Source organism: Corallococcus sp. AB049A, assembly GCF_003668885.1.
In the GTDB taxonomy this organism is placed as follows: domain Bacteria; phylum Myxococcota; class Myxococcia; order Myxococcales; family Myxococcaceae; genus Corallococcus; species Corallococcus interemptor.
This window is the reverse complement of sequence record NZ_RAWL01000393.1, coordinates 1-8,061: the sequence shown is the minus strand read 5'-3', so window position 1 is coordinate 8,061 and position 8,061 is coordinate 1. Positions and strand designations below refer to the sequence as shown.

The following is an 8,061-nucleotide window of genomic DNA, read 5'->3' as shown; positions in this document are numbered from 1 at the left end:
TCAGCTGTGTATAAGAGACAGCTCCTCCTCTGGTCCGAGGGGAACGCGGTGGTCCTGGCCGCGGAGCTGGATGCGCTCGTCGCGCGGGGAAGCGCGCTGGCGCGTGAGCGGAGCGTGTGGCTCGGCATGTCGGTGGCGAGCCTGACGCCCGACGCGGAGCGGATGCTGCGCAACGAGCTCATCCTGGTGGGGCCGGAGGGCAAGGTGGCCTGGCGCTACGTGAAGTCCCGGCCGGTGCCGGGGTGGGAGGCGGAGCACTCCATCGCGGGCAGCACGGAGCCGGCGGTGAGCCAGGCCCCCGGCGTGGGAGTCCTGGGAGGCGCCATCTGCTTCGACGGGGACTTCCCGGGGGTCTTCGCCAGCGCCTCGGCCCGGGGGCTCGAACTGCTGCTGCTGCCGTCGAGCGACTGGAAGGGCATCAGCCCGCTGCACACGCGGCAGGCGGTGTTCCGCGCGGTGGAGCAGGGCTTCAGCATGGTGCGGCAGGTGAACCAGGGGCTGTCCGTGGCGGTGGATGGCTACGGGCGCGTGTATGGCGAACTGGATCACTTCACGGCGGAGGAGCGCGTGCTGCGCGCGGAGCTGCCAGTGGGCCGGGTGCCCACGCTCTACGCGCGCATCGGAGACTCAATAGGGCTGCTCTCCGGGCTGGTCGCGCTGGGCTGGGTGCTCCAGGCCTCCGTCCAAGGGCTCATCATGAGGCGCCGGCGCGCCGATAGTCTTTACAGTCAGAATGCTTGATTTCATTTCCACGAGTCTGGGAAAACTTTCGCGGAATTTATTGCATTGTTTTTCTTCTCGGGAATTCATTCAAATCAAGCCGGGCCTTTCCCGGCCCAATGACAACCCAACCAACGACTCGCACCGACCCCCATGAACCGTACCTTCCTTGCCGCAACCTTCGCGCTGCTTCCCCTGATGTATGCCTGCCAGCCGGAGATGGATGCTCCCGCTGAGCAGAAGACAGAGGTGGTGGCGTCCTCCGTCGTCGACAGCCGCGCCGCGCTGACGAGCGTGCCCTTCGTCACCCTGGAGGCGGTCGAAACCGCGCGGTATCAGGACACCTATTACGTCCACGTGGAGACGGCGTACTACGCCACCTTCTGGGCCGACCGCGCCCGGAGCATCCCCGTCAACCTGAGCTCCGCCATCCAGCTCAACTACCTCTCCACGTTCTACGACTACAAGTACAACACCTCGATGAGGACCAACCGCAGCGCCAACCTGGCGGCGGGCGGTCACAGCTATTACATCGGCAGTGGCGTCTATGAGTGCGACTACGATGCGAATGGCAACATCGATCACCGCTGCGACGAGACCTACCTGACCCTCCGGACCGGCACCGGTTACGACGGAAGCTGGTAATCGCTGACGCAACAGGCGGCAAAGCCTTGGGTCGCGGCCATGACGGAGGCCGCGACCTGGGCTGGCTCAATCTCTTGACGCCGTTCCCCACCGGGTCGAGCAGCGTCAAGAAGGTGCCCAGCACACAGGGTTTGCAAACTCCTTGAACTCTGGTACTGGTCTGGCCCTGTTGTCGCTGTAGCTCCCCTTCATTCGAGTCGACCCCGAGGCCCGATTCCTCTCCGGAGGAGTGTGCCTTCAGGGCTGCTTGCATCCACGACCGTGAAGGGCTGCCCCTGCTTTACAGGGGATCCTTTCCACACATTCAAGGCAATCAGGCGCGCACGTTCCGAGACGTGTGTGTCATTACGGGGGGCTGGCCAAGGGGCTCCCCTTGAGGGGGAAGTCCCATATGAGAAGTGGAAGCTCGTGGGCGGCACTCGTGCCGCTCGTCGTTGCATGTGCCGTCATGCCTGGATGTACGGAGGAGGGGCAGGAACGTCCCGAGGAGCAGCTGGCGGAAGGCACGGCGCCCCTGACGGGCGCCCCCATCACCAGCCCTGGCTCCATCTCCCTGCGCAACGCGCTCGTCACGCAGCAGTTCGATCCGCTGCTGCTGACTCCGGATGGAAGGCTCGGCGTCCGGGTTTATCCAGTGGCGGAGGGCGTGTGGCGTGCCCGGTTCACCGCCCTGGCCGACCCCATCATGGAGGTCACTGCACTGGGGGCGCCCATCTTCCAGACGTCCATGGCCCATGGCAGCACCGTGGATCTGGCGCTCCCTCCGCTCATCCGCCGAAACATCACGCTCGTGGATCCCCAGAACCCAAGCCCCGATGCCGTGCTTGGGCCCACCTCCTACCTGAGGCCCTTCGACCTGCCGGGGCAGGGCGCGCTCGCGCTGGATCCCCGGTACTCCCCCTCGGGCAAGCCCTTCCCGGTCAATGCCGCGGCGGACTGCCTCAACGCCACGCCCTCGACGCGCGACGCGGTCGTGGCCCCGGGCGGCCCGTTCGAGTGCTACCGGCTCATCTACTTCCAGCCCTATCTGTCGGAGCAGGGCAAGCCGGACGGCCAGCCCAATGGCACGGGCGCCATGGTCCTGACCCAGGCGGAGGCGGTCGTGGTGGTGGATGCGCGTCGCCCCGACACGACGACCGGCACCGTGGCGCGGGCCGCCGCTCCCAACGTCGTCTCCGCCCAGTTCACCAGCGACGTCCACATCTCCATCAGTCCGGCCAAGGCGGGAGGGCCGGCCTATCTCTACGCGCTCGAGGCCAGTGTCACCGCGGACGCAAGGCTGGTGTCCGCCCAGCGCGGCATCTGGACGTACAACGAGACCCCCTGGAATCCGGACACCTGGACCGTCCAGCGGAGTTTCTTCAACCTCTTCGACGACGTGGCCAACGACGTGGAGGGCGTGCGGAGCATCTGCCGCCACCTCAATCCCACCACCGGACAGCCGACCTGTACGGCCACGCAATACGAAGACTTCGCGCGCGTGTACCCGCTCGCCGCGCGTCCCTTCTTCCTCGCGGACGGCTCCCGTCCCTCGGACACCTATTGCGGCTACACGTGGATCACGCCAGAAGGCACTGACGTCTTCTGCCGCCCCAACGTGGCCATTCACGGCGACCTGGCTGACGCCGACCTGGACCTCGCCCAGAGCTACGAGAGCGGCACGGGCATGCAGTTCTACGCCTTCGGCCAGCACACGGGCTGGATGATTCGCCGGCTCGACAGCACCATCAACTTCCGGCGCTTCAATCCGCAGCAACTGATGACGCCGCCTCCGGCGGTGGATGCGTTTGTCCATCGGCCCTTCTCTCCCATGTTCCTCAACACGGCGACGGGGTTCTGGGCGGAGAACCGCGCACCGCAGGGCAGCTCCCTGCCCATCCATCGCCAGTGGCCGCTCTTCCAGTTCATGACGCAGAGCGAGGGCCTTCTCGACGCCGCGCGCACCCAGTACGTGAGCCTGGGGCTCATCCCCGAGGTGAACACGCCCAAGGCGACGAACATGCAGTACTGGGAGACGTCGTTCTCCTGCAGCATCAGCCCCAACTGCCTGCTGCACCTGCCGATGAACGAGATGTTCTATGAGGTCGCGGCGTCGAAGCTCACGCCGCCCGTCCTGCGCGCGCACAAGCTCACGCAGGACATCTCCAGCAACACCGACTTCCCGGAGACGAACATCGCGACTCCGCCAAACATCCATCCCTATGTGGGCCGGCTCCAGAACGGGGCGCGCTTCGTGGGCGAGGTCTACGGAGCGCAGCAGGACGAGCGGTACCTGTCCGGCTTCCGGGGCACCGCCATCAGCATGGATGCGACCGGCTCCGTCTCCGTGGCGGTCAACGCCGTGGATGCTCCGGCCTGCCGCCGCAACAAGGGCTGCCTCGCGGGACAGGACTTCAGCAGCGGCTTCACCGCCGAGGTGGCCTTCCTGATGCTGTCCGACCCCTCCGCGATGAGCATGACCCTGGCCCGGCACCACGGCCTGTGGAGGCTGTACCTCCAGAGCGGCGTGCTCCTGGCGGAAGTCAACTACGTCTCCCCCACCACGGGCGCGCACACGCTGACGCTGGTGGCCCCGAACAGTCTGCCCTTCTTCCCGTTGACCGCCTCCGTCGCGACCCAGGCGGTGGGCTGGCGTCACGTGGCGCTGCGCGTTGCCCCGGACGAGGGCCGCGTCTTCCTGATGGTGAATGGAGCGGTGGTCCACTCGCTCCCGCTGGAGGCCGGTGCCATCCTCACCGGCACGGCCGAGGCCGGCTCGGGGGAGATCATGAAGGTGGGGCCCTCGGGGGTGTGCACGAACTGCCCCTCCGGCGAGGTGCTCTTCATGGACGAGCTGATGTTCCATTCGGCCGCGGTGCCCTTCGAGGAGCTCGCTGCGTCGGCGGGGGCCTTCTCCGGCCGGCAGGACTTCCTCACGCCGACCCAGGCCGAGACGCTCCTCGCGGGCTACTTCAGCACCACCAACCCGCGAGGGCTGAGCCTGAAGCCGAACGGCTTCCCCCGCTTCGTCCGCAAGGAAGACCTGCGCGTGCCCGCGTCCTTCAGTCCCTTCCTCCAGCCGGGGCAGGCGGCTGCGTTCCGCCAGCTCGTCGCGGTGGGAGAGGCGCTGTTCAAGTCGCCGGTGCTGTCAACCAATGCCGCGGGCGTCAGCCAGGCCCAGGACTGCACGGGCGCGACCCAGCCGTGCACGGGCGAGCTCCTGTCGTGTGCCACCTGCCACCATCCGGACAAGGCCTTCATGGATGGGCGCACGACGGCGCGGGGCGTGCAGCCGGTGCCGCTCAACGTGCCCACGGTGGTCAACCGCGTCTTCGGCACCAACCAGTTCTTCGCCCGCCGCTCGCAGGACCTGAACGACCTGGCGCTGGAGCCGGTGGTGGACCCGCGCGAGCTGAACGGGAACCTGGACAAGATCCTGGAGCGCATCAACGCCGGCGCGGACCAGGTGTCGCTGCGCCAGGGCTTCGCGGCCGTCTACGGCAACACGCCCGTCACCCGCACCCACCTGGAGCAGGCGCTCACGGCCTACCAGTTGGTGCAGATCAGCGTGGACTCGCTGGGCGAGGCGGTCATCGCCTCCGGCAAGCCCATGGTGGACGGACAGGGCACCCTGCACCGGCCGGAGCTCATCCAGCTGGGCAAGGAGCTCTTCGAGGGCAAGGCGCGGTGCAGTGCCTGCCACGTGGGCTCCAACCTCACGGACGAACTCGCCCACGACACGGGCGTGGCCGCCACGCCGGGCGCCTTCAAGACGCCCACCCTCTGGGAGGTGGCCACCACCGCGCCGTACTTCCACGACGGCAGCCACGCCACGCTGCGCCAGGTGCTGGACTTCTACAACCGCGGGGGCAATCCGCCGGGACGCGTGCGTGACGGCCTGCGCGTGGTGGACCCGGAGTTGCGCCCGCTCGCGCTGTCGGCGCATGAGCTGGACGCCCTGGAGGCCTTCCTCGTGACACTCCGCAACGCGGGGCCTGTCGTCACACAGGGCTTCGAGGGGCTCGCCTTCAGTGACCACGGCCCCATCCCCGGCATGGTCTGCGTCAACACCCAGGAGCCCACGCACCCCGGCGGGATCTGGGCGGACAACTACCTGTGCGCTCCGCAGGACCGGGGCTTTGTCTGGAGCTTCACCGGGCCGGTGGCCGGCATGCGCTGCACCGCCATCGTCGAGGGCGCGGAGCCTCCCGAGAACGCGTGGGGCGACAACTATCTCTGTGTCCCGAACAGCTCTCCGCTCCAGTTCACCTGGTCCATGGCGGGTCCCCGCTTCGGCAAGGCGTGCGTCCGCTTCAGCGACTCGCAAGACGTCCACTCCTGGGGCGACAACTACCTCTGCTACGACGAGCCGCTGAAGCTGCGCTTCAGCGCGAAGGGCCCCATCGGCGGCATGGCGTGCACGCAGATGAATGAGCCGCTCGACGCCGCGCACGGCTGGGACGACAACTACCTCTGCGCGAACAAGGACATCGGCATGCGCTGGGGCATGGCTGGCCCCATCGCCGGCATGCGCTGCACGCAGGTTGGCGAGGACGCGGAGGCGGCCTCGACGACGTGGACGGACAACTACCTCTGCGTGCCGCCCGCGGCCGACGCGATGTTCTCCTGGTCCCAGGGCGGGCCCCTCCCGGGGCTGACCTGCGCGCAAATCAACGAGCCGGAGGACCCGGCGACCTGGGCCGACAACCACCTCTGCTACCGGGAGGAGCCGCTGGTGCTCCAGTTCTCCGTACTGGGCCCGCTGGCGGGGCAGGTGTGCACCTCCGTCAGCGAGGGGAGCGATGCGGCGGGAGGCTGGCTCGACAACTACCTCTGCTCCAACCGGGACATCGGCATGCAGTGGAGCTCCGTGGGCACCCCGCCCGCGGGGATGCGCTGCACGCAGGTCACGGAGAGCACGGAGCCTGCCCAGACGGCATGGCACGACAACTTCATCTGCCTGCCCCAGAACTCACCGCTCGTCTTCGAGTGGTCCGAGCAGGGGCCGATTCCGGGAAGGACGTGCACCTCGTGGTACGAGCCCTCGGATCCCCAGCAGTGGAGTAACAACTACCTCTGCCGCTGACGAAGGGCGCTGAAACGAGCCTTCGTGTCACCTTGCAGGTCGCGGCCATGACGGGGGCCGCGACCTGAACAGGCTCAATCCCAGCCGCGGGGCCAGGAACCTCGCGGCGAGCTGTCCCTTGACGCTGTTTCCCGCCGGGTCGAGCAGCGGGGCGAAGGTGCCCAGCCCGCCCTTTCCCGGCGCGACGGCGACGATGCCGCCTCCAATGCCACTCTTGCCCGGCACGCCCACGTCGTAGAGCCAGTCCCCGGAGGTTTCATACATGCCCGCGGTGGCCATCACCGCGAGCGTGTAATGACAGACCTCCTCGTCCACGACGCGCGTGCCGGTGAGCGGGTTGACGCCGCCGTCCGCCAGGGTCGCTCCCATCACGGCGAGCTCCCTGGCGGTCACGGCCAGGGAGCACTGGCGGGTGTAGAGCTCCGTCGTGAGGACGGGATCCGCCTCCAGGCAGCCCAGACCGTGCAGCAGGAAGGCGAGCCCCTGATTGCGATGGTGGGTCCGCCTCGCGGAGGCATACACCTCCTCGTCGAGCGCGAGCGTGCGTCCGGCGAAGCGTGACAACCCCTCATGGATGAACGTCCACCGGGCCTCGGGGCTGCTGCCGGGAACGAGGCCCGTGGTCGCCAGCGCGCCCGCGTTCACCATGGGGTTCGTGCGTCCGTCCGGGCTCTGGTCGATGGCCATGGCCGAGTTGAAGGGCAGGCCCGTGCCGTTGACCCCCAGCTTGCGCCGGGCCACGTCGGGGCCCAGGGCCTGGCAGACGAGCGCGAAGAGGAACGGCTTGGAGACGCTCATGATGGAGAAGGGATGGTCCACGTCCCCGGCCCCATGGCCGCCGCCGTCGGTGTCCACCAGGCACGCGCCGAAGAGCCGGGGATCCACCCGCGCCAGGGCAGGGTAGACCTGGGAGCACGCTCCCTCCGTGTTCCCCTGGTAGCGCTGGTACGCCTCGTCCATCAACGCCTGGACGCGCTGCGCCGGTGGAAGCTGCCCGGTGGAGATGAAGGGGCACTCGCCTGTCGAGTCCATTCTGGAACCTTCGTTCCATCTCCCTGCGTGTCAATGGCACACAGCCGCTCGAGCACTCAGGGGCCCGGGAGGGCTGTGACAGATTTCATGCAAAACGGCTGTCGCATTCTTCTCGTGTGTTTCTCGTTTTATTGATAATCGAGACCGCGAAAAGGAGCGGGGTGCATGCGCATGCTGAACAAGGTCTCAATCGCGGTGGTGGGGCTGTGGCTCGGTGGCTGCGGCGTCGAGGACCTGGGCGGGGAAGACGTCGCCGGTCAGTTGGAGCAGGACTTCGGGGGCCCCACCGGCCTCATGGACTTCTTCGACAGTCACACGGAGGAGGAGATCCGGGAGGCGCTGGCGCCCTACGGCATCGGGTACGTGGCCCACGGGAACGTCACCGCGGAGCTGATCAGCGACTGCCCGAAGTTCTTCCCGTCGACGGACCGGAGCAAGTGGCACAGCTTCGACGGCGAGTACTACTTCATCGACAGCGTGGGCCGTCCGAACCGGGCGTACAAGGACCTGCCGAAGATCACCGCCGCGCCGCGCGTCGACTCCTGTCAGACGAACGTGGGGCAGTGGGGGGACGCGGAGAACCCCAGCAACGACTACGA

At 67.7% G+C, this 8,061-nt stretch carries 4 protein-coding genes and 1 pseudogene; 4 read left to right on the top strand and 1 reads right to left on the bottom strand.

Annotated elements, in window-relative coordinates; genetic code table 11:
• From D7X55_RS31165 to D7X55_RS31155, 3 genes are all read left to right on the top strand, one after another.
• Positions 1-741, top strand: a 741-nt coding sequence (locus D7X55_RS31165; protein ID WP_304988908.1) for a nitrilase-related carbon-nitrogen hydrolase, incomplete at its 5' end; no start/stop codon positions are given.
• Between the two features lie 132 nt (positions 742-873).
• Positions 874-1,365: a hypothetical protein gene (locus D7X55_RS31160; protein ID WP_121724964.1), complete on the top strand. Its 492-nt coding sequence runs from the start codon at positions 874-876 to the stop codon at positions 1,363-1,365.
• A gap of 448 nt (positions 1,366-1,813) precedes the next feature.
• Positions 1,814-6,430 carry a cytochrome-c peroxidase gene (locus D7X55_RS31155; RefSeq protein ID WP_158626449.1) on the top strand — a complete coding sequence of 1,539 codons (4,617 nt, stop codon included), beginning with the start codon at positions 1,814-1,816 and terminating at the stop codon, positions 6,428-6,430.
• 27 nt (positions 6,431-6,457) lie between these two features.
• Here the strand turns inward: D7X55_RS31155 and glsA are convergent, their stop codons facing one another.
• Complete coding sequence (gene glsA / locus D7X55_RS31150; protein WP_120552473.1) at positions 6,458-7,462, bottom strand: glutaminase A; 1,005 nt, start codon at positions 7,460-7,462, stop codon at positions 6,458-6,460.
• A 165-nt stretch (positions 7,463-7,627) separates the two neighbouring features.
• Between glsA and D7X55_RS31145 the strand changes: the two are divergent.
• Positions 7,628-8,061, top strand: a pseudogene (locus tag D7X55_RS31145) (DNA/RNA non-specific endonuclease); the annotation flags it as partial.